Source organism: Agrobacterium sp. fls2-241-TYG-188a (assembly GCF_030209845.1).
This window is the reverse complement of sequence record NZ_JARVRD010000001.1, coordinates 204,912-226,887: the sequence shown is the minus strand read 5'-3', so window position 1 is coordinate 226,887 and position 21,976 is coordinate 204,912. Positions and strand designations below refer to the sequence as shown.

Sequence of the window (21,976 nt, the reverse complement as noted above, 5' to 3'; positions counted from 1 at the left end):
CTGCATTAGGTCACGACGTCCGACAGACGCCGATATCGTTCGAGACGATCCCGCCATGTGATTTGCTTGGCACCGGAGAAAGAGATGACCAGATGCGCTACTGATGCCGCTGGATGTGTTGGGTTCGTTACAGCGGCGGGCGCGTCAGACCGAGGTGATCGCGCAGCGTTGACCCCTCATATTCCGTGCGGAACAGACCCTTTTCCTGAAGGATCGGGACAACAAGCTGCGTGAAGTCCTCAAGGCCTTCCGGGAAGAAGGGAGGCATGACGTTGAAGCCATCGGCGGCGCGTCCTTCAAACCATTCCTGCATACGGTCGGCAATTTCGACTGGCGTGCCAAGGACGATGTGATGGCCGCGACCGGCGGCCACACGCAGGGCCAACTGACGGATCGTCAGGCTTTCGCGGCGTGCAAGAGCCGTCAGCAATTCGGCCCGGCTGCGCAACTGGTCCGATATCGGCAGATCCGGCAGAGGACCATCGGGATCGTAGTCGGCAAGGCTGTGGCCGATGCGCTCTTCCAGAAGCGGCATGGCGCTTTTCAGATCTGTCCACTGGTCAAGCTCGGCAAGTTTTTCCGCTGCTTCCTTGGAGGTGCGACCGATCACCGGCAGGAAGCCGGGCATGACGGCGACATCGTCGGGCCTGCGGCCAAACTTCTCGACGCGGGACTTCAGGCTTTTGTAGAAAGCCTGCGCTTCGGCGAGGCTCTGCTGAGCCGTAAACACCACGTCAGCCGTGCGGGCGGCGAGATCCTGTCCGGGGCCTGATGACCCGGCCTGAATGAGGATCGGATGGCCCTGTGGAGAACGGGGAATGTTGAGCGGACCTTTGACCGAGTAATATTTACCCGCGTGGTCAAGCATATGCACCTTGTTCGGGTCAGCATAGACGCCGCTCTGCTTGTCTTTGATAAAGGCGTCATCATCCCAGCTGTCCCACAGTCCGCGAACGACATCGACGAATTCTTCGGCCACCGCGTAACGTTCGTCATGCTCCGGGTGCGATTTCGAAAAATTGTTCGCCGTGCGGGCATAGGATGTCGTCACGATGTTCCAGGCGGCACGACCGTGGCTGAGATGGTCGATGGAGGAAAAGGAGCGCGCTGTGTGGTAAGGCTCGCCATAGGTGGTCGAGGACGTCGCGGCCAGACCGATCTTCTCAGTCACCAGCGCAAGTGCGGCAAGCAATGTCAGCGGTTCGAAGCGCGCAATTGTCGACGGATGCGCATCCACACCGCTGGTCAGGCCGTCCGCCAGGAAAACCATATCGAACTTCGCCTGCTCGGCCATTTGCGAAACGCGGCGCAGCAGATCGAAGTTTTCGCTGCCTGCTTCCGCATTCGGGTGACGCCATCCGGAAACGTGGTGGCCCGCACCCTGAAGGAAAAGACCCAGATGAATTTTTCTCTTGGCACTCATGGTAAAATCTCTCGTCAAACGAAGTTCTGATTAAGCAGTTCAAGAAGCCGGGCAAAATCTGCCTCACTCCTCATGCTGCGCACAAGGTCCGGAATATCTGCAAAAATCGGTTTGCCCGCAGTTGCGTCCTGGAATTTTTGCGTCGGATCAGTCACGCCCGGCAGACCATTGAAGCGACGCTGGATAGTGCTGCCATCTTTGAGCGCAATATCCAGCACGACAAAACGCGTGGTCGGATCACTCGTCATGCGCGGTGCCGTTTCATCATGTTGGCGGCCGGCAAGGCTGGCGAGCGCCATGATGCGGCTCTCGACCGGACGTTCATCGAAATGGTCAAGCCGCAATGTGCCATCGAGCAATGCGGCGGCAAACACATATTCCGGGCTAAACCGCGCTTCGATGCCATTGCGCGGGCTTGTCACGACCAAAGCCGCATCCGCCCCGGGCGGATAGGTGAAGGTGATCCTGTCAATCTGCTCGGCTTTCAACTTTTCGCCGTGAAGGTCGATGCCGAGCGCGGCGACAGGATGGCTCGCCGTGCAACAGGGATAGGCTTTGAGCGTCAGGCCGGGTGACAGGATCTGCCATGGCTCACCCCAGTCTTTGCTCGTCAGTTCCGGCTGTGCTGCGCCAAATGCATAGGCGGCGTAGAAGCTGACCGGATTGTCCAGAAAATCAGGCGCGCCACCAAAGCCTGCCGCTGCCAATCGTGCCGCGAGAAGGCCGGACCGTGCGGCCATGCCGGCATGATAAGGCTTTGCATCAAACCCGAACTGCAACCGCAGCCCGGCAGCCTGTGTCGCGGCCAGTCCAAGCGAAACGGCAGTTTCTTGCACTGATGCGCCGCTCAGGTGGCAGATCGCGGCTGCGACACCCACGGGCCCAAGCGTTGCCGTGGCATGAAATCCGTTTTCGTAATGCCTGGAGCCCACAGAAAGCCCCAGCCGCGCCATGGCTTCCAGCCCAACAATGTAAGACGCGATAAAAGCATCTGCACTGAAGGTTCGTTCTGCGGCCAGCGCCAGCAGTGCAGGCACAATCACTGTTGTCGGGTGCCCTCGAACGCTTGCATGAACATCGTCATAATCCAGCACATGGCCTGCATATGCATTTAGCACTGCCGCGACCAGCGGATCTGTTTGTCTACTATGTCCGACAAGGATTGCCTTTCCCGGCAAATCGGCACCGATGGCATTGGCCAGAATACCCGCCGTGCGATCGTTGGCTCCGGCAATCATACAGGCCAGAAAATCCGTTATCGCCGTGCGCGCCGCATCCATTGCAGCGTGATCCCCGCTCGGATCGGATTGGACGATTGCCTTGGCAAAGGCAGTCGTGAATTTGGCATTCTCCATGGTCAGATACCTTCGCCGTCACGCACCGAGGCGCGGGCACCGGACAAGCCGCCGACGAATTGTCGGATACGGGAATTGTCGGAATCGTGAAAAATCTCCTTCGGCGAACCGTGGGCCACGACGCGGCCATTTTCGGTAAACACAACCGTGTCGCTGATCTCCTCGGCAAAACGCATTTCGTGGGTCACGAGGATGCTGGTCATGCCATCACGGATGAGGTCGCGGATAACCCACAGAACCTCGCCCACCGTTTCAGGGTCGAGCGCCGATGTAACCTCGTCAAACAGAACGAGTTCCGGCTTCATGGCCAATGCACGGGCAATCGCCACGCGCTGCTGTTGGCCACCGGAAAGCTGGCCGGGATAGGCATCAACCTTTTCAGACAGCCGGACTTTCTCCAGCAATTCGCGCGCAAGTTTCTCGGTCGCCGTGCGGTCGGCACCCAGAATGCGCGTCGGCGCAAGCACGATATTGTCGAGAACGGTCAGATGCGGAAACAGGTTATATTGCTGGAACACGATGCCAACACGCTTGCGAAGTTCAATACGCTCGCTTTCTTTCGTCAGCGTGTCCACCCTTGCCCCCGCCACGGTGATCCTGCCGCTTTGCGGCATGGCCAGCGCGTTGATGCAGCGCAGCAGGGTCGATTTGCCGGAGCCGGAGGGACCGATGATCGAGACGGCGTCACCTTTATTGACGGTGAGATCAATGCCCTTGAGCACCTGCGTATTGCCGAAAGACAGGTGGACGTCTTCAAGTTTCACGATTTCGGAATCGTTCGATGCGGTCATCGTCAAAATCCTTCAGCCCGCGTTGAAACGCTGTTCGAGGCGGCGGGTAAGCCGGGATATCGGGTAGCAGAGCGTGAAAAACGCAGCCATGACGACAACATAGGCAATAATGGTGAAATCAAGCCTGCGTACCGCGGTGCTGGCGTCGGTCGCGGCATGCATCAATTCATGCACGCCCACAAGCGAAGCAAGCGATGTACCCATGGCAATCGAAGACGCGACATTCATCCATGGTGGCAGCGAGCGGCGCACACATTGCGGCAGGATGACGAAACGGAGCGATTGCATGCGGGAAAAGCCAAGCCCCTTGGCCGCTTCCCACTGCGTCGTCGGTATGGAAAGCACGGCACCCCGGGTGATTTCGGCTATGTAGGCGCTGGCAAGAATGGCAAGGCCGATCACCGCCTTGATCCAGTCAGGAAACGCCAGATAGTTGCCGAACAATACGACCTCAAAGGGAAAGATGTAGGTGGTTGCAAAGATCAGAACGAGCGCCGGTGCGTTACGAAAAATCTGGACGTAGATGGCCGCTGGCCAGCGAATGAACCAGTAAGGCGCCAGTTGCATGAGGCCGAGCAAAACACCTGCCGTCGTGCCGATCGTGATCGCGCAGAGTGTGATCAAAATATTCATCAAAAAGCCGGACGCAAGATAGGGAAGCCACGTCACCAGTTCCTTGCCCAGTGTCAGGTCAACAAGGGACCAGACGACAACCAGAAGCGGCATGGCAACGAACCCGGCATAACGCAGAATACCGCTGCTTTCCTTGGGTGCATGGGTCTGTGTCATGCTGATAACCCGTATCCCGGAACGGCCAGCTTTCGCTCCACCCACGAACCGGCGCGGGCGATGAGAAAATTGATCAGGCTGAAAAAGGCGAGAAGGACAATCATCAGCTCAACGACGTTGTCGCGCTGTGTCCATACCATGATGGACGCATAGGTGATTTCACTGACGGCAATGGCATTGCCCACGGTTGTCGATTTGACCAGACTGATCAGCCCGTTGACAATAGCGGGCAGGCAAGCGCGAAACGCCAGCGGTATCTGCACATAACGCAGGATTTCGAACTGGCTGAAGCCCATGCCTCGCGCCGCCTCGATCATCGATGACGGGACAGCCTCAATGCCGCCGCGGATGGCTTCCGCATGCAGCGCCGCGACATGCAGCCCAACTACGGCAACCACCCAGAAAAAGGGAGACAGGGGATTGTGCTGCGCCCCGCCAAACAGGTTGGAGACAAATGTGTTCAGTACGAGAAAGCTGAACATAAGCTGCACAAGTGTCGGCGTGTTGCGGGTCAGCTCAACAAAGGCGCGCACCGGCGCAGACAGCCAAAGCCTGCCTGATGTGAGGCAGCCTGCAAAAATCAATCCGAATACCAGACTGACGGGAATAGTGATGGCGACAAGATAGAGCGTGGTTATGAAACCATCGCGCCAGATCTGCGCCTCATAACCCGTTGCCAGGAATTCATAATTGAGACCAAGCCTGCTCGTCAGGTCGACGAACAGGCTTGTGAAATTCACATCATTCATCAGGATTTACCGCGGGCTTCCGCTCATTGGACGGCAGAAAGCTTCTTGTTCTCTTCTTCCAGATACTTGGTATTGAGCAAGCGGTTTTCCTTCGCCATCTCAAGCAGCTTGCCTGATTTGTGAAGCTTCTTCACAGCGGAATCAAGAGCAGTCTTGGTGTCACTTTCGTCCTTGCGCAGCCAGATCACCGAGTCGGACGGGATCAGCTCAGTTGGAAACGGAATGGCAAAGTCTTTCCACTCGTCTGCACGGTCAACCAGCAGCAAGCCCACCGTGGCGCCGACATGCACCGCTGCAACGCAATTGCCGCCCTGAAGTGCCAGCAGCGATTCAGGCTGGCTTGGCAGAGCCTTTACGATGGCTCCATATTCTTCCGCCAGCGGCTGGGCATAATTCGAACCCTGCGAGATACACACCGGCTTGCCCTTGAGATCAGCCCAATCCTTCAAGCCGCTATCCTTGCGCACGACAGCAGCGCCACCGGCCCGGTCATAAGCGGTTGGCACGTAGTCGAGAATCTTGGCGCGCTCGTCAGTATATTGCATGTTGGCAATGAGGATATCGACTTTGCCCTGCTGCAGAAACTGCACCCGGTTTGGCGGCGTCACAGTGACTGTTTCCAGCTCCACGCCGAGATCCGCGGCCAGCGCTTTCGCGAGGTCCACATTGTAGCCTTTCTGCTCCTGCGACTTTGGATCGATAAATCCAAACGGCGCACCTGAGAGAATAACGCCAACGGTCAGCTTGCCACGACCCTTTATCCGGTCAAGCGTGGCATCCGCAAAAGCCTGAGTGCTCGCCAGTGTTGCAAGCGAAATGGAGACCCCGAAAATAGCTTTAGTAATGGCTTTGGCAAACATCGATGACTCCTCGTTTGCGGCAAACATAGCCAAAGGCGTTATTCGCAGCGAGGAGAGATATTCCAAGAGTGGAACCAAAAAAGAAATAATTTTACATCCTAGGAATGAACTAGGCGTGGTCGAAGGGAGATATCCTAGGCGAGAATGTGATCCAGACGTTCTGAGGTGAGAATGTCGGCTTGGGACTGGCAGGGCGCTGTTCGTCAACTCCTGGCCGTCCAATTTCAGAAGACACGATGGCTATTGATCAACTCCTGGATGCCAGGTCGCGGATGCTCTCCTCTAGAAGGAAATAGCTTGGATGGCAGACTATACCATGCCATTGATGCATGCAGGTCAGAAAATGCATTGACTGCAATTAGCCTGAAATGGGTTGGTCTCGATATTGTTTTCACCAAGCAGGCGGCTAGCTATCCTCTCCGAAATGTATGGCGGGCCGCGTAGATCACTATCGGCAGCTTCGGCCACCTAAAACTCTATCCCTCTGCTACAGCGAATATGCACCAAATCTTCAAAGCTTAAAAATTGCTGTTTCCGACAGTATAGCCGCGCCACCCGCCCCACGTCGTTATGTCTGAGGCTCCTACCAAAGCAATCGGCTCGGCGAGAAAGCCTTTTGCCGTGGTGCCATCTGCAAGGGTTACGGTTCCGATACCAAGCGGGGCGGGTATCGAGGCGACGAAGGTGCCGAAGGCTGCGGGAGCGAGTGCCCAGACTTCAACCTCGATTTCGCCGCCCTCTCCCTCACCGACACGCACCATGCCTGGCTTTGCGGGTGTGGTGCCTGGCAAGGCATAGAGGCGATAACAGCCTTGGGTTCTGGCCGTGCGTTTGAACACGGCGTCTAGCTCTTTGAGCTGATGGTTAAGCGGCATGCCGGACAGATGGGCCCCGACGACGACCAGATCGATCAGTTCGCCGCCGGCTTCGGCCTCAGGCTCAGGCGCGGCGGTGGCTGCAGGTTCGGGCCGCACGGTGGCGCCGAGTGGAAGGCCGCTGGCGCCGTGAAGCGCGCGCGCAACTGTCGCGGTCAAGCCGTCCTTGCCGGAGGGTGCAAGCAGGGTCACGCTGGCTGGCAGACCATCCGGGCGCTTGCCTGTTGGAACCGCAATGCCGCACATGTCGAGCAGGTTGACGAAGTTGGTATAGGTGCCAAGGCGAGAGTTCTCTCGGATCGGTTCTGCCGCAAGCTCAGCTAGCGTATAGTGGCGCGGCGCGGTCGGCACGCAAAGGAGATCGACCGAGGCAATGGCGGGGGCAAGCTTTTTCTTCAGCGCTTGCAAGGCGTAGAACCCGTTGAAGGCTTCCGCTGCGGTGAGAGATTTCGCACCCCTATAGATTTCCCGGGTGACCGGATGGAAGCTTTCTTCTTTTGTATCAAAAAATGATTGCACGGCCGCATAGCGTTCTGCAACCCAAGCGCCCTCGTAAAGAAGATTGGCGGCATCGTAGAAATCGGCAAAAGGCATTTCAACAATATGATGACCGTGCTCTTCAAGCGTTTTCAGTGCATCAGAATAAGCCGCCGCCATAGCCTCATCACCGAAGAATTTCCGATCCTGCAGTGCGGGAACGCCGATCTTCAGCACAGGCGGACTGGACCCATAGCCTTTGGCCGGAAGGTCTTTTGAATAGGCGTCGGTTTCATCCTGTTGGGCCGCAACGGAAAACACCCTCCATGCGTCATCAACCGTAAGCGAAAAGATGGAGACGCAGTCCAGCGTCCGGCAGGCAGGCACGACGCCTGTCGAAGATAGGGCCCCGACGCTGGGTTTTAGCCCAACGATGTTGTTGAGACCCGCCGGAATGCGACCGGAGCCAGCGGTATCGGTGCCGAGCCCGAAGCTGACGATGCCATGGGCCGTCGCCACTGCCGAGCCGGATGACGACCCTCCCGGGACGAGCGTCGGATCGATGGCATTCCTCGGGATCGGATAGGGTGAGCGAACGCCCACGAGTCCGGTGGCGAACTGATCGAGATTGGTCTTGCCGATAACGAGAGCGCCAGCCTCTTTCAATAAACGAACGACGGTCGCGTCTTTATCGGGATGATAGGTGTAGTCAGGGCATCCAGCCGTGGTGGGCATGCCGGCGACATCGATGTTGTCCTTGACAGCAAAGGGAACGCCGAAGAGTGGCTTGGCCGGATCATAGCCCCCCAGTTTTTCCGCCTCAACAATCAGGGATTTTTTGTCGGCCAGATGGAGGAAAATGCCGGGATCGTTTACTTCCGAGATACGGGCAAAAACCGCCTCTATGATCTCGAAAATGCTGCCACCCTGTTGGTAGAAGCTGTGCAGAGAGGTGATATCGAGCGCGGGTGTCGTTCGCATTAAGCCATGTCCTCTTTCAATATTGTCACGGGCCGATCCCACTGGATCAGCACCACGCATCCGCTTGCGCTCCAGACGGAGTGTTCCGTGCCCGGCGCATTGACGATATAACTGCCGTAATCAAAGTCACCCGTCTCGTCAGACTGGATGCCATCCAGCACCAGAATGGTTTCAAGGCCCTCGTGGCGGTGGCGCGGTACCGCTGCGCCGGGCTCGTATTTGAGAAGCGCGACGCCCGGCTGGTCGCCTTCAAAGCGGTGAATCCAGTGGATCGTGACGCCCTCGCGAAAGGCTTCAAAAGGCAGCTGTTTCCATCCGCCCGATGTCAGTGATGGGCGTGTTGTCTCAGGCATGGGAAATCCCCTCCAGAATGTCGTCTATCTTTGTCGTCCAGCCGACAATGGCACCCTGGGCGCGGATCATCGCAATCGTGGCAGCCTTGAAATCGGGGAAGTAGCTTTCCGTCGCATCTTCAGCGAGGATGCACTCGAAACCACGGTCATTTGCTTCCCGCATTGTCGTCTGCACGCAGACCTCGGTCGTTACGCCGGCAAAAACGAGCTGTGTTATGCCCTTGCTTTTCAGCACGTCCCCAAGACCGGTGGCGTAAAATGCCCCCTTGCCCGGTTTTTCGATCACGACCTCGCCTTCGATGGGTGCCAGTTCCGGCAGGATCGCGGTCCCAGGCTCCCCGGCAATCAACACGCGACCCAGCGGGCCGAGATCGCCGATCCTCAGCGAGGGAGTGCCGCGATCGCGCTTGGCAGGGGGAAGGTCGGAAAGGTCGGGGCGATGGCATTCCATCGTGTGGATGACGGGCAGACCAGCTGTGCGGAAGCCTTCGATCAGACGCTTGACGTCAGGAACGATCCTGGCGATTCCGCTCACATCATTGCCAAGGCTCGCCCCGAAGCCTCCGGGGTCTGGAAAGTCGCGCTGCATGTCGATAACGATGAGCGCCATTTCCTTCAGCCGCGCTGGAAAAGCAAAGGGTTGGGCTTTGATTTCGACCATCAGTGATGTCCTGCCATATGAGCGCCGATGACACCGATATCGGCGCCGAGCGCAGGTGTTTCGTAGACCAGCCTGCCTTCCGAGATGACCAGAATGCGATCCGACATTTCCAGCAACTCGTCCAAGTCTTCCGACAACAGCAAAACGGCTGTGCCGGAATTGCGGGCCTTCATGATGCGAGCGCGAATCTCCGCGACTGCCGAGAAGTCGAGGCCAAAGCAGGGATTGGAAACGATGAGGAGATCAACATCCCCTGTGAGTTCACGTGCCAGAACCGCCCGCTGGACGTTGCCACCTGAAAGTGCGGCAATGGGTGACGAGGAGGACGCGGTCTTTACCTTGAAATCGGAAATCAATGCTTTCGCTTTCTCGCGCATATTGCGCCTGTTCAGCCACATGGCGTTTTTGCCATTGGCTTTCAGATCGAAGCTTCGAAATGCCAGGTTTTCGCTCACCGTCATTTTCGGCGCGCACGCGTTCTGTAACGGCTCCTCCGGTATAAAGCGGATATTGTTCTTGCGGGTTTCAGCGCGTGTCGCTCCATAGGTCCCGCCGTTGACGGTGACGCGACCGGTCGTGATCGGTCGCTGTCCGGCGAGAATTTCGCCAAGCTCCTTTTGCCCATTGCCCGAGATTCCAGCGATGCCGACGATCTCGCCGGCACGAACGGCAAGGTGAGCGATGTCGATGGTCTTCAACCCGGAACTATCGGGTGCGGTGATGCCATCGACTTTCAGCACGGGGTCAGCCGTCTCACGCACCGGTCGCCGGCTATCGAGCTCGGCAAGCTTCACATCGCCGATCATCATCTTCGCCATGTCGGCCTTGGACAGATCGCCGATCTTTCCAGTTCCGACGAGTTTGCCGCGCCGCAGGATCGAGACGGAATCGGCAAACTTCGTCACTTCGTGAAATTTGTGGCTGATCATCAGGACCGTCAGTTCGCCTCGCTCGGTCATGCCGCGCACCAGACCCAGCATCTCGTCAGCTTCCGCCGGTGTCAGAACAGACGTCGGCTCGTCCAGCACGAGGAAGGAACGACCGAGATAGAGCTGCTTGACGATTTCGAGCTTCTGCTTTTCACCAGCGGCAAGTTCGCTGACCGGGCGGTCCAGCGGAATACGAAACGGCATACGCTCCATAAAGTTGGAAAGGTCGCGACGCTCTTTCGCCCAGCTGATGACGGCAGGGACTTTCGCGCGGCTGATGACGAGATTTTCAGCACCCGTAAGCGACGGTACCAGCGTGAAATGCTGATAGACCATGCCAAGCCCATAAAGCGCTGCATCCTTGGGAGAAGCGACCGATACCTCTCGACCATTGACGGACAGCGAGCCTGACGTCGCGTGATAAAAGCCCATGATGCATTTGACCAAGGTCGACTTGCCTGCACCGTTTTCTCCAAGAAGAGCGTGGAAGCTGCCAGCGGGTATGTCGATGGAGACGTTATCGAGGGCGGTGAAACTGCCGAAGCGCATCGTCATGGCCAGGGTCTGGATGCCGATGGCGCGGCCAGCCTGTGGAAGGGGCGTATCGCGAATGACGCTCAACTCAACTCTCCTTTTCAACGATGATGGCGACAGGCCCGCCGCCGGGTGGTCCTTGATGTTCGGCACCGCCGGATACATAGAGGTCGGTCATGCCGAAGACGCCTGCCAGTACGCCACCGACGAAGGCGCGCGCATGCCGGGTGCCGGAAATGTCGGAATCGTCCAGCATGGTGTGGCGTTTGCCGCCGACCTTTCCGGAAGGATCAGGCTCTGCCTTGGCAAGGACTGCGGCAATCCTCGCCCTTTCAGGCAAACGGACGCGCGCCGCGCGTACCGAAGCGGTATCGATAGCGCTCTGCATGATCGCATGGTCTATGGCGAAGGGGCCGGACCATCCGTCTGCCATGCCGAGCACAATGATTTCGTGATCCGTCAGCTCGACGCCAGCCGAGGTGGAGGCGCATCCAGAAAACAGATCTTGCCGTGTGCCGATGTCCGCGTCCGCTATGTCGCTGGCTTCGACTTCGTCCAATGCGACTGCGACACCCAGAGCCGAGGCTCCGCGTGAAAGCCCCATGGATTTCAGCGTGTCACGCGTTGCAACAGTCTCTCCGCCTTCTTGCGCCTCTTCAATGCGGCGAAGGGTAAGCAGCGGGCACTTGATCTGAACGAAATGAACGTCTGCGATATTGTCGATACCGGCATCGCGCATGGCGGCGCGCACGCCTTCTGCCACCATCGTCACCTGTTCGCGTCGACCAAGATGGTGGAAGGGAAGGTGCGGTGTGCGCGATGTGCCGATGGCAAGCGCCCGCTCGCCCGAGGCGTTGACCGCCTCGCGGGTGAAAATCGTCCAGTGCGGCGATAGCGCGCCTTCCGTGCCGCCCGACATGACGGTTGTTACGCCTTCGATCCCGTAGCGGCGAAAAAGCCCTTCGAAACTCTGGCTGGCATAACCGCGACTGAAATCATTGACGCAGCCATTGCCTTCGGTCTTGCCAAGGACCGCGACGATGGTTCTCGGATCGAGGCCCCGTGCAATCAGGGCTTCGACGCCGGAGACGTCATCGGGTCCGTCTGCGGCAACGCGATAGACATGGGCACGCATGGACGGCATCAGGGAAGTGCCTCCACCAGCGTTTTGGAATTGGAGACCGCGCCAAAGACACCGCCTTGCATCTTCACCATCTTGATGGCTGCTAGATGATTGCCGTAGTCGGTCGCGCCGCAGCAATCCTCCAGCAGCAGGCATTCAAAGCCGCGATCATTCGCCTCGCGCATGGTGGTGGAGACGCAAACATCAGTGGTGATGCCGGTGAGAATAAGGTTTTCGATGCGCTTCTGGTGCAAGATCAGTTCAAGATCCGTGGCGCAGAAGGAGCCCTTGCCGGGCTTGTCGATGATCGTCTCACCCTCGACCGGGTAGAGTTCCGGAATGATATCCCAGCCCGGTTCGCCACGTGTTAGAATGCGCCCACAGGGTCCGGCATCACCAATGCCAGCACCGATGCGCTGCGAGCGCCAGCGCTTGTTGGCCGGAAGGTCGGCGAGGTCAGGCCTGTGCCCCTCGCGGGTGTGGATGACGTGATAGCCCTTGGCCCGCATGGCGGCGAGCACCGACTTGATCGGCTGGATAGGCGCCTGCACCATGGCCAGATTATAGCCCATGTGATCGACATAACCGCCCTTGCCGCAAAAGTCAGTCTGCATGTCGATGATGACAAGCGCGGTATTGTCCGGCCTCAAGGCCCCGTTATAGGGCCAAGGATAGGGATCGGCAGCGATATAATGCCCTGCGGTTTCAACCTTCGCATCCATGATGTCTCTCCTATTTGTCAGCCGGTTTTGAGATTTTTCCATAAAGCCTTGTGGGCTTTTCAAAGCCGCAGGAGGTGCCATCCGTCACCTTCACGGCATCTTCGTAGGGAAGGCGGTATTGCCCGGCGATGAGGTCGTGCATGTAGGTATAGGGCGCGTCCTGCGCGCCGCCCGCCACGGCCACATATCCGCGATGGCCAAACTGGTAGATGTTGTTTTCCACGCCCCAGCCAAGACGAGCCTCGCGCACGAGATCGGGCCGGACCTCAGCGGTAATGATCTCGTTGACGCGACCGGAGGTGCCATGGGCGATGATGGAGCCGTCGAAATTGCAGATCATGCCTTCACCCATGGAGTCGAAAGTACCATCGGTGCCGCACATGCAGACATTGGCTGTGACCATCAGATTGCAGAAGGCGTTGGACTGGTTGGTAAAGCGCCAGCTCTCACGGATCGGTGCCGTATAACCTGCCGTGCGGATCATGATTTCCGCACCCTTATAGGCGCATTCCCGGGCCATTTCCGGGAACATGCCGTCGTGGCAGATGATGAGCGCCAGCTTGGCACCCTTCGGCCCGTCGATGACAGGAATGCCGAGATCGCCCGGTTCCCATGGCTCGACCGGCACCCAGGGGTGCATCTTGCGATAATAGAGTTTCAACTCTCCGGTATCATCGATGACGATGCCGGAATTGTAGGGCATACCGCCGGGGTTCAGCTCCATAATGGAAAAACAGCCCCAGATCGCATTGTCGCGGCACGCCTGTTGGAAGGCTGCGACTTCCGGGCCATCCAGCGTGCACATGATGTCGGGATTGATATCCATCGACAGGCCATGCAGGGCGTATTCCGGAAACACGACGAGGTCCATGCCCGGCTGGTTGCGCCGCGCCTTGGCAACGAGATCGACGATGACCTGTGTTTGGGCGGCAAGATCCGCCTTCGTCACCGTGACGGGCAGTTGCAGCTGGACAAGGCCGATGCCGACACCATGGTCGGATTTGTTGAGGCCACCAAGACCATTCATATTCGTCTTCCTTATTTTGTCAGCGATAACGCACCCGGCGCCCCGGCCATGGACCGGACAGGCGAGGATGTGGCGATCAGAATGGCAAGCGTCAGCACGTAAGGGGCGGCGTAAAACAGGTAATAGCCCTGGGTGACGCCCACCGATTGCAGTGCCGGGCCCAGCGCACCCGCGCCGCCGAAGAGAAGGGAGGCAAGGAAACAGCCGATGGGGTTCCAGCGGGCGAAAATGACCAGCGCGACGGCCATGAGGCCCTGACCGGACGAAATGCCTTCGTTCCACGTGCCGGGGTAAAACAGCGACAGATAGGCGCCGCCAATGGCCGCCAATGCGCCACCCGCTGCCGTCGCCAGCAACCGCACGTGATCCGGGTTGATGCCCATGGCGCGGGCCGCATCGGTACTATCGCCGACAACGCGCAGGATGAGGCCGGTCTTCGTGTTCTTGAAAGCCCAATGGAGGAAGAGGGCAAGTGCTGCGCCGACGAAGAACAGGACGTTGATATTGAGAGCCGCCTGTACCTGACCGAGCGACGACCACCCGCCGAGCGGGATCGAAGGCAGCTTCGGTGCGACCGGCTGGATAAAGGACTTGCCGAGAAAGAAGGCCAGCCCGAGCCCGAATTGCATCATTGCAATGCCAATAGCGATATCGTTGACCTTCGGAAACTTGCAGATCCAGCCGTGCAGCAGACCGAAAACTGCACCAGCGGCCATGGCGGCGAGAACGCCGAGCCACGCCGATCCGGTCATGACAGCCACGCCATAGGCAGTCATGGCGCTGAAGACGAGCGTGCCTTCCAGCCCGAGATTGATGCGGCCGGATCGTTCGGTGATTGTCTCACCAAGGCTGACGAAGATGAAGGGCGTCGAGACCCGGATTGCGCCCGCGAGGATCGCAAGGGGGACACCCCACATGCCGATACCGGTGTCGTCCATCGTCAACTCCTTTTCCACAGATCGGGATTGAAGACCTTGAAGCGGCCGTAAGACATCTCGCAGAACAGGATGACGACGAAGAGCGTCCCCTGAAGCACCAGAACGGTGGCATCCGGCAGGCCCATGCGCCGCTGGATCAGGCCGCCAGAGGCATCGAGGCCGCCCAGGAGGATCGCAACCGGTATGATGGCCAGCGGATTGTGGCGGGCCAGAAAGGCGACAAGGATGCCGGTGTAGCCATAACCGGCGGCAATTGTCGCATTGGCGCTACCTTGCACCGCTGCCACCTCGATCATGCCTGCAAGACCTGCAAAAGAGCCTGCCAGTGCCGTGAAACCGAAGATCAGTTTGCCGACCGGCAGCCCCTGAATTTGTGCAGCACGCACATTGCCGCCAGCGATGCGTGCGGCAAAACCGACGCTTGTCACCTCGATGAGAACCCATGAGACGATGCAGGCAACGATGCCGATGACGAGTCCCCAGTGAACATCCATGCCGGGAATGTCTCCCATCATGTACTCAGCAGGCAGCGGTGCAGTCGAAGGTTTGTTGAGACTTGCCGGGTCGCGCAACGGCCCTTCAACAAGCTGATTCATTAGTGCGATAGCGATATAGGCCAGAAGCAGTGAGGAAATCGTTTCGTTGACGCCCCTGTAGTGACGCAGAAAGCCCGCAAAGCCGATCCAGAGGCCACCCATCGCCATGGACGCTAACGCCATCGCCGCGATTACCATGGTGGGCGATGCTGTGCCGACAAGCGGCAAAGCCGCCGCTGCTGCTGCCACGCCGCCCAGAACGACGGCACCTTCACCACCGATGATGATCAGGCCGAGCCGCGCAGGCAGGGCGACACACAGGGCTGTCAAAAGCAGAGGTGCCGCGCGACTGAGGCTGTTTTGAACCGAAAACCAACTGCCGAAACCGCCGGTATACATCAGCTGAAACAGCATGAGCGGTGATTTGCCCACTGCGAGAATGAAAAGCGAGAAAAGCGCCAGCCCCACGGCCACCGCGCCGACCGTGATCGCCGCGGGCTCGGCACGCCGCGCCAACCACGCGAGAAGTGGCCGCAGCGCGGAGGGATGGTCAGACGCAATGGCCAAGGCCCGGTTGTTTGCCTTTGAGGTCATGGTGCTTTCCCCGCTCGTGCCAATCAGGAGGTGGAGCCGATAACGCCCTCAACGAGGTAAGCCATGCTTTCCAGCTCGATGGCATCTTCGGCATAGGCTTTTCCAGCACCGACAACCTCATTGCCCTTGTTGTCCTTGAGCGGACCCTTGAAGACGGAGAACTTGCCGGTCTTGATCTCGGCGAGCGTCGCTTCAAATTGCGTGCGCGCTTTCTCGGACACGCCGGGACCTAGCGGGCTCATCTTGACAAAGCCGTCCTTGATGCCGCCCCGCACGAAGTTGCCCAGCGGCTCGCCGTCCTGCGCCTGCTTGACGAATTTGCTGTAGACATTGCCCCAGTTCCATTCCGCGCCCGTCAGATATTTTTCGGGAGCGAGCGGACTTTGGTTGGCATGATACCCGCAAACAAAGGCGCCTCGACCGGCTGCCGTTTCAACGACGACTTTCGGGCTATCCACGTGGCAGGTGATCACATCTGCACCCTGGTCCACCAAAGCATTGGTGGCTTCTGCCTCCTTCACGGCCAACGACCACTCGCCTGTGAAAATCACCTGGCAGGTAATCGCTGGATCAACGGAGCGTGCGCCCAGAAGAAAGGAGTTGATATTCTGGACCACCTGCGGGATTGGCTTTGCCGCAACGAAGCCGATCTTCTTGCTTTTGGTGGCGTGACCGGCAGCAACACCGTTCAGATATTGTCCCTGGCTGATATAGCCGAAATAGGATCCAGTGTTTTTCGGGTGCTTTCCCTCCTGCCACAGACCGCCGCAATGGCGAAACTGGACATCGGGATATTTGGCGGCCATGGCCAGCATATGCGGGTCGAAATAACCGAAGGACGTCGGGAAGAGGAGCGTGGCACCGTCGAGATTGATCATCGACTCCATGGTCTTTTGAACGTCGACGGTCTCTGGAACATTCTCTTCCTCAATCAGGGTGATGCCCGGCATCGCCCTGATGATGGCAGCACCTTCGGCGTGGGCCTGATTATAGCCATAGTCATCTTTTGGGCCGACATAAATAAAGCCGACCGTGAGTGCGGTTTGTGCTGAGGCCTTGGCACCAAGAAAGCCCGGAGCCAGACCGGCGACAGCGCCGGCAACCGATGTCTGAAGGAAGTGGCGGCGATTGATAGGCAGGAATTTGGTCATCGAGATGCTCCCTGGGGCTACGGCGAGTTTTGTACGCATCAAAGTGTATGCAATGCGCATGCCAGATTCCAAGGCACTGAAATATATCGATATATTTCTTCGTATCGCTGCAAGCATAAAAAGTGCATACAGATTAAGCATGCCTGAAGATGAATAAATGTGCGTCACAGCCTTCAGGCAATCCGCTATTCCAGCTGTGTGTGGTCCAGCCGGATGGTGTGGTTTTTGCATGCAACTTCACATACGCCCGCACCGGATTTGACATCGCAGGTCGCGGGCGTCATCTGTATGCCATGAGGGAAAGCAGGCGGAATTCGTGAAACAGGTCAGACGCAGAGAGGTCATTCGGACCGGAACAACCGTGGAGCAGATGACGCGCTCGATTGCTGACATGATCGTTACGGGCAAGATGCCGCCAGGTACGAAACTGGATGAGGGCTCGCTGGCAGCACGTTTTGAAGTATCAAGAACACCTGTGCGCGAGGCGTTAAGAGAGCTGGGTGCGATGGGGCTGGTGGAACGCGAACCGAACCGCAGTGCTGTCGTGACGAATGTCACAGGCGCCTATCTTCACTCCATGTTCGAGGCGATGGCCGAACTGGAGGCAATTTGTGCCCGGCTTTGCGCGGAGAGAATGACCTCTGACGAACGGCACGCTCTGGCAACCGAGCACCGCCAATCACAACGCCTCGTTGCCGAAGCTGCCGAGGAAGACTATGCCGCTTACAATACTGAATTCCACAACCGTCTCTATCGTGGCGCACACAACGACCACATCGCCGAGATGGTCATGCAAACCCGCGCGCGGCTCGCCCCCTTCCGCCGCGCCCAATTCCGCCTGCAGGGTCGACTCCGCAAGTCTTATGAGGAGCACGAGGAAATCGTAAACGCCATTCTTCGGCAAGACAGCTTGGAAGCGGGCAAATCGGCATATCAGCACGTTTCTATAGTTAGCGATGCAAGCCTTATCTTCGTCGCCCACTAGCGGAATGTGTTGTGTGATCGGAAACCTCTAGCAGGCCTTTTACAAACTCGCAGAATTTGGAAATGGCCAAGATCGGGGCTTCCAGCCCTCCAAAAAGGCGCGCCGAATCATCACCGGGCTCGAAGCGATGTTGTGGCTGCAGAAAGGCTTCGGCTTTTCCGGCGACTGGACCGTCAACGATCAAAGCGATCTGCTCGCGAGCCTCTTCGGACATTAAAAGGTCAACGAGGCATAAATGCTGCGTGGTTATCGGCTCATTGCGCCCTATCGCCAGCTTTGCGACACGCCCATTCAGAATTATGGCTACACTCCGCTACATCGCGAGCAAAATTTTCAACGTAGTGGCCAACAGCTAGTTAACCGACAAAATACGTGGCAAGACGCTGCTCCTCCCGGCTTGGCAAGTGGGTGCAGGGGCCGGAAGGAGCTGGGATGGAGAGGATGCCTTAGAACCTCACACGCAGATTTGCCAGGACGCTGTTCTGCCACGCATGTGACGCGAACTGGCCCTTGTAGGAAAGGGAGAAATCTGCATCGTCCCGCAGAGGCACATTCAGCCCGGCTTCCAGAAGCGCTGTGTCGCCAGCAATGGGGACGCCCGTCACGGTAAACGCATCAGACCCGTCAAAGGCGTGGGTTGCCGAAGAGGTGGTATCGCCTTCCGCATGGCGCCAGCCCAATCCTGCATGCAACCGGCCGGTCTTGTCACCGAGTTGCAGGGGCGTATCCATTCGGGCACCAAGGGTGCTGTAGATCACCTGCTGGTTGCTTTTTTCTCCATGAAGCCCGGCGGTTCCATTCTCATCATAGGCGTCCGTATGAAGGTTCACGTAAGCCAGCCCGACATAAGGCTCGTATGTGGTGGTCCCATCCGTGATGACATAAGCCGCTTCACCAAAGGCCTGCATAGCTCGGGCGTCGTAGGCTGCCCTGTTGTTCTCCTCAAAGCCTGAGAAGCTGGAATTGCGATTGGTGTCGATTGTGTGCCAGCTATTGCTGAGGCCCATGCGCAGGGCAAGCTTGCCTACCTGTGTGCCGGCATAGGTTCCAACGGTGTAGCTATCCATGTCGGCGCTTGAGGCGCGATCATCAAGTGTGTCACGGGACTTTCCATAGCCTGCCGCGATGCCGACGCGCCAGTCGCCGGGCAGCGATGCGTCACCACCGATAATCAATCCGCCTGTCGAAGTTTGAAGTCTGGCCGCGTTCGGGCTGTCGCCACCGGTTTTGCCCCAGGCGCCGTAGCCGGACGACCAGAAGCCTTCGTCCCAGTCATTCCTAGCCCCACGCAGGCGCGCCGTCATGGCATCCCGCACATAACTGCTGTCTTCCAATATCGCCGTTTTCAGGCTGGCATGGATTTCGCCGCTCAGCATGTCGAAAGCGCTCGCGGCCTCATTATCCGACAGCATCAACAGTTTGTTGTAGAGTGCAAGCGAAGAGCCAGACTGCGTCAGCGTTTCGAGTGCCTGCCCCGTGGCCCGCTGATTTGGCGTATAGCCGACGTCTGCGAAGCTTCCGACCTTGGTGATTATCAGCTCGACCCCTGTTGCCGTGTAATCGAGCTGTAGCTGGAGAAAGCTAGAACTGGTCGTCACACCATCAAAGGTGCCTGTCAGATTCGTGTCGGACGAAAGGATGGTATAGGTCTGACCCGAGACATAGCTGCTCTTTGAATCCAGCGTTGTGACGACGACGGTGCCGTCGACACTCACGTCTCCGGTTGCGGTTACCAGATCGCTGGTGCCGTTGCCTGCGATATCCACGAGGAAGGTGGAGCCATCATCTAGCTGGAGCGTGCCGTCAACCGTGAGCGTACCGATACTGTTGCCGCCTGCCGAAAGTATGCCGCCGGAGTTGATGACGGTACTGCCGACTGTTCCGGCGCCTGAAAGCGTGGCGCCACTTCTGACCGTTGTGTTTCCACCAATAATGCCGTCAACTTGGAAGACGCCGCTGTCGATAAAGATATTGCCGCTATAGCCTGCGCTGTTGCCGGTCAGCACAGTCGTGCCGGTGCCTGACTGCGTAAAGGTCCCATTTCCGCTCATCGAGTTGCCGAGCGTCAGCCTACCGCTTCTGTTGACGACAAGCGCGCTGTTGTTGACCAAATTGTCCGCGCCGAGCGTGCCTGTCGTGCCGCCATTTCCGATCTGCAGCGTACCGGAAGAGATGGTCGTGGTGCCCGCATAGCTGTTGCCGCCGGTTAGAATGGTGGTGCCGGTTCCAGCCTGGGTGAGCGTGCCCGTGCCGCTGATCGAGCTACCAATAGTTAGACTGTCGCTGCGATTGATGACGAGGGCGCTGTCATTGACCACATCGCCATTGCCGAGCGTGCCCGAGGTACCGCCATTGCCGACTTGCAGTGTCCCGGAGGAAATAGTTGTCGTGCCGGTATAGCTGTTGTTCCCGCTCAAAATGGTGGTGCCGGTGCCAGCCTGGGTCAGGTTACCGGTTCCGCTCATATTATTGTTCATTGAGACCGTGTTGCTTCTATTGACGCCCAGCGTGCCGTCATTGACGACATTGCCGGTGCCGAGGCTGCCTGTCGTACCGCCATTGCCGAGCTGCAATGTGGCGCCAGAAGAAATCGCGGTGGTTCCTGTGTAACTATTGTTAGCGCTAAAAACGATTGCGGATGTGCCGCCGCTGACGGCCACTGTTCCTGAACCGGAGATGATGCCGGATGCCTCAAGCGCTTGTCCTGTGCTGGTGTCGAAGGTCAGCGCAGAGGCGTTCCCCAGCACGATTGCGTTGGTTAAATTCATACCGCTGTTGAGCGCAGCGATGGTGCCGCCGCTGCTGTTGGCAAATTCAATATTGCCCGTAATGGCCGAGCCCGTGAGCAATTCAAGCCGATTTCCTGTACCGTTGAACAGGATGGCGTTGGCACGCGTCGCACCATTGCCGGACATGCCGCCCGAAATGCTGCCGCTATTGGTGATCGTATCGTCGCCATAGGTGATGATGCCCACACCGCCAGCCATGCTGCTGAAGCTGCTTAATCCGCCATTGCCGCCGCTTATGTTGCCGCTGTTTATAATTGTGTTGTTGCCCCCCATCAGGTCGATACCGGCACCACCAGTGCCGCTATAGCTAGCCCGGCTGCCATCCGGCGTGCCGCTTGAGCCACCTGCGCCGCCTGAGCCACCTGTGATGTTGCCAGTGTTGGTGACGGTCGTATTGCTGCCCGCGACCAGCAAACCGTCACCGCCGCCACCGCCACCTCCGGCATAGCCACTACTACCATTTCCTCCATCACCGCCGGTCAGTGTGCCCGCATTGCCAATGGTTGCTCCTGCAATGTTGGAGACCAGCGCGGCACCACCGCCACCGCCGCCGCCGCCGCCACTGTGGGACGCGCCGCCATCACCGCCATTGCCACCAGAAACGTTGACGCCCGAACTGACCGTGATGCTGGCGCTGCCTGCCTGCAGACCTGCGCCACCGCCACCGCCGCCGCCGCTGCTATAACTGACACTTGCTGCCCCATCACCACCATCGCCACCAGTAATATCACTGGTCACGGCAATGGATGGGCCGGTCGCAACGCTTCCCGCCGCGCCACCACTGCCTCCGGCTGCGCCGACAGCGCTGGTGCCGCCATTGCCACCTGCGCCATTGCTGCTTGAGGACGTGTTGTTCGTGATGGTTCCGGAGCCGTTGTTGTCGCCACCGGCACCGCCGTGACCGTTTCCGGCTCCCCCTATCCCGCCATATATCGTCATGACGGCACCGCCAGCCGCGTCTGCCGCCAAGCCGGTCTGTGGAAGCGCAAGCGTGGAGCCAAAGACTGCGATGGCTAGAGGGGATGCCACAAGGCGCAAGCCGACATGGCCGCTGTGGGCGAGCGCCGCTTTTTCGGCGCGTGATTTAGCGTGATCGGTGCGGGAGGGTGTGTCTTTGCCGCGGGTCTCACTTTTTTCGCTCTTCATGCCATGCTTTCCATGCTTCAATTTCGCTCACCAGCCCGGACGTTTTCCGCACGGAGTGCCTCATTCCCGCGAAGAGCCGCATGGCTCGACGTTCCACTTGTTGACGAAACCGCAGACCCAATCTTGTGGCTCCACTACACATCTCGACGTGATCCATTGCCCGGCTCCGCCGTTGAACAGCTGCTTGC

Annotated in this window: 18 protein-coding genes and 1 pseudogene; 2 read left to right on the top strand and 17 right to left on the bottom strand. The window is 58.4% G+C overall.

The window, feature by feature from the left end; genetic code table 11:
- Nucleotides 1-127: 127 nt before the first annotated feature.
- The 16 genes from QRN85_RS00985 to QRN85_RS00910 all read right to left on the bottom strand — a co-directional run bounded on the left by QRN85_RS00985 (nucleotide 128) and on the right by QRN85_RS00910 (nucleotide 16,868).
- Complete coding sequence (locus QRN85_RS00985; RefSeq protein ID WP_113170718.1) at nucleotides 128-1,423, bottom strand: LLM class flavin-dependent oxidoreductase; 1,296 nt, start codon at nucleotides 1,421-1,423, stop codon at nucleotides 128-130.
- 14 nt (nucleotides 1,424-1,437) lie between these two features.
- The gene (locus QRN85_RS00980; RefSeq protein WP_113170719.1) at nucleotides 1,438-2,778 is read right to left on the bottom strand and encodes an MmgE/PrpD family protein; all 1,341 of its coding nucleotides are present in this window, start codon (nucleotides 2,776-2,778) and stop codon (nucleotides 1,438-1,440) included.
- Between the two features lie 2 nt (nucleotides 2,779-2,780).
- A complete protein-coding gene (locus QRN85_RS00975) occupies nucleotides 2,781-3,569 on the bottom strand; it encodes an amino acid ABC transporter ATP-binding protein (protein WP_113170720.1) in 789 nt (262 codons plus the stop codon).
- A gap of 12 nt (nucleotides 3,570-3,581) precedes the next feature.
- Nucleotides 3,582-4,295 (bottom strand): amino acid ABC transporter permease, encoded by a 714-nt coding sequence (locus QRN85_RS00970; RefSeq protein WP_284757236.1) that lies wholly within the window; start codon nucleotides 4,293-4,295, stop codon nucleotides 3,582-3,584.
- Nucleotides 4,296-4,354: 59 nt separating this feature from the next.
- Complete coding sequence (locus tag QRN85_RS00965; RefSeq protein WP_113098839.1) at nucleotides 4,355-5,107, bottom strand: amino acid ABC transporter permease; 753 nt, start codon at nucleotides 5,105-5,107, stop codon at nucleotides 4,355-4,357.
- A gap of 23 nt (nucleotides 5,108-5,130) precedes the next feature.
- The gene (locus QRN85_RS00960; protein WP_113170762.1) at nucleotides 5,131-5,967 is read right to left on the bottom strand and encodes a transporter substrate-binding domain-containing protein; all 837 of its coding nucleotides are present in this window, start codon (nucleotides 5,965-5,967) and stop codon (nucleotides 5,131-5,133) included.
- 518 nt (nucleotides 5,968-6,485) lie between these two features.
- Complete coding sequence (atzF, locus tag QRN85_RS00955; protein WP_113170722.1) at nucleotides 6,486-8,300, bottom strand: allophanate hydrolase; 1,815 nt, start codon at nucleotides 8,298-8,300, stop codon at nucleotides 6,486-6,488.
- Nucleotides 8,300-8,653 carry a cupin domain-containing protein gene (locus QRN85_RS00950; protein WP_113170723.1) on the bottom strand — a complete coding sequence of 118 codons (354 nt, stop codon included), beginning with the start codon at nucleotides 8,651-8,653 and terminating at the stop codon, nucleotides 8,300-8,302. The genes atzF and QRN85_RS00950 overlap by 1 nt, the downstream gene beginning before the upstream one ends.
- Nucleotides 8,646-9,314 (bottom strand): cysteine hydrolase family protein, encoded by a 669-nt coding sequence (locus tag QRN85_RS00945; RefSeq protein ID WP_284756873.1) that lies wholly within the window; start codon nucleotides 9,312-9,314, stop codon nucleotides 8,646-8,648. The genes QRN85_RS00950 and QRN85_RS00945 overlap by 8 nt, the downstream gene beginning before the upstream one ends.
- Nucleotides 9,314-10,864, bottom strand: a complete 1,551-nt coding sequence (locus tag QRN85_RS00940) for an ABC transporter ATP-binding protein (RefSeq protein ID WP_113170725.1) — start codon at nucleotides 10,862-10,864, stop codon at nucleotides 9,314-9,316. The genes QRN85_RS00945 and QRN85_RS00940 overlap by 1 nt, the downstream gene beginning before the upstream one ends.
- Before the next feature lies 1 nt (nucleotide 10,865).
- On the bottom strand, nucleotides 10,866-11,921 hold the full coding sequence (atzD, locus tag QRN85_RS00935; RefSeq protein WP_113170726.1) for a cyanuric acid amidohydrolase: 1,056 nt from the start codon (nucleotides 11,919-11,921) through the stop codon (nucleotides 10,866-10,868).
- Nucleotides 11,921-12,622, bottom strand: coding sequence for a biuret amidohydrolase (biuH, locus tag QRN85_RS00930; RefSeq protein ID WP_113170727.1), 702 nt, complete (start codon nucleotides 12,620-12,622; stop codon nucleotides 11,921-11,923). Before biuH ends, atzD begins: the two co-directional genes overlap by 1 nt.
- 10 nt (nucleotides 12,623-12,632) lie before the next feature.
- The gene (locus QRN85_RS00925; RefSeq protein WP_113170728.1) at nucleotides 12,633-13,649 is read right to left on the bottom strand and encodes a formamidase; all 1,017 of its coding nucleotides are present in this window, start codon (nucleotides 13,647-13,649) and stop codon (nucleotides 12,633-12,635) included.
- Between the two features lie 11 nt (nucleotides 13,650-13,660).
- Nucleotides 13,661-14,587 carry an ABC transporter permease gene (locus QRN85_RS00920; RefSeq protein WP_284756868.1) on the bottom strand — a complete coding sequence of 309 codons (927 nt, stop codon included), beginning with the start codon at nucleotides 14,585-14,587 and terminating at the stop codon, nucleotides 13,661-13,663.
- Between the two features lie 2 nt (nucleotides 14,588-14,589).
- The gene (locus QRN85_RS00915) at nucleotides 14,590-15,717 is read right to left on the bottom strand and encodes an ABC transporter permease (RefSeq protein ID WP_113170730.1); all 1,128 of its coding nucleotides are present in this window, start codon (nucleotides 15,715-15,717) and stop codon (nucleotides 14,590-14,592) included.
- 23 nt (nucleotides 15,718-15,740) lie between these two features.
- A complete protein-coding gene (locus QRN85_RS00910) occupies nucleotides 15,741-16,868 on the bottom strand; it encodes a BMP family ABC transporter substrate-binding protein (RefSeq protein WP_113092190.1) in 1,128 nt (375 codons plus the stop codon).
- 316 nt (nucleotides 16,869-17,184) lie between these two features.
- On the opposite strand from QRN85_RS00910, the gene QRN85_RS00905 reads away from it, so the two are divergent.
- Together QRN85_RS00905 and QRN85_RS00900 are read left to right on the top strand one after the other, a co-directional pair.
- A complete protein-coding gene (locus QRN85_RS00905; protein ID WP_284756864.1) occupies nucleotides 17,185-17,853 on the top strand; it encodes a GntR family transcriptional regulator in 669 nt (222 codons plus the stop codon).
- Nucleotides 17,854-17,947: 94 nt separating this feature from the next.
- Nucleotides 17,948-18,070: pseudogene (locus QRN85_RS00900) on the top strand (IS6 family transposase); the annotation flags it as partial.
- A 229-nt stretch (nucleotides 18,071-18,299) separates the two neighbouring features.
- Here QRN85_RS00900 and QRN85_RS00895 read toward each other — a convergent pair.
- Entirely contained in the window at nucleotides 18,300-21,788 is a 3,489-nt protein-coding gene (locus QRN85_RS00895) for an autotransporter outer membrane beta-barrel domain-containing protein (RefSeq protein ID WP_162734077.1), read from the bottom strand.
- Nucleotides 21,789-21,976 lie beyond the last annotated feature (188 nt).